The sequence below is a fragment of the Streptococcus sp. KR genome (assembly GCF_002238115.1).
Taxonomy (GTDB): domain Bacteria; phylum Bacillota; class Bacilli; order Lactobacillales; family Streptococcaceae; genus Streptococcus.
In genome coordinates this window covers 1-288 of record NZ_NGVM01000242.1, presented here as the reverse complement: position 1 = coordinate 288, position 288 = coordinate 1, and the positions used below count along the sequence as shown (strand labels likewise).

General features: G+C 37.2%; 1 protein-coding gene. It reads left to right on the top strand.

Going from position 1 to position 288, the window contains the following annotated elements:
- On the top strand, positions 1 to 281 hold a 281-nt coding region (locus CBI42_RS11780), incomplete at its 5' end, for a type III secretion system protein PrgI (RefSeq protein ID WP_094753993.1).
- Positions 282 to 288 lie beyond the last annotated feature (7 nt).

Here is a 288-nt window from a genome sequence, read left to right as displayed (position 1 = left end):
TGACACTGAGACAGTTAGTGCTACTATTTGGTATCGCATTGACAGTAGTTGTCACCACCATCCTCTATTGGCTGAAGGCACCTGATATAATCCTTTATGGCGTTGATATTTTATTATTAGCGCCTTTTGTTATTTTCGGGTGTTATATTGATGAAAAAATTAAAGATGAGGTCCGTTTCCTTTTGACTAAGCAGGAACGCTCTTATCAGACAGATTATGACAGAAAGGAATATACAAGAAATGAATTTATTCGGCCGAAAGAAAACCCTGAAACTCTCTAAGGAAGAA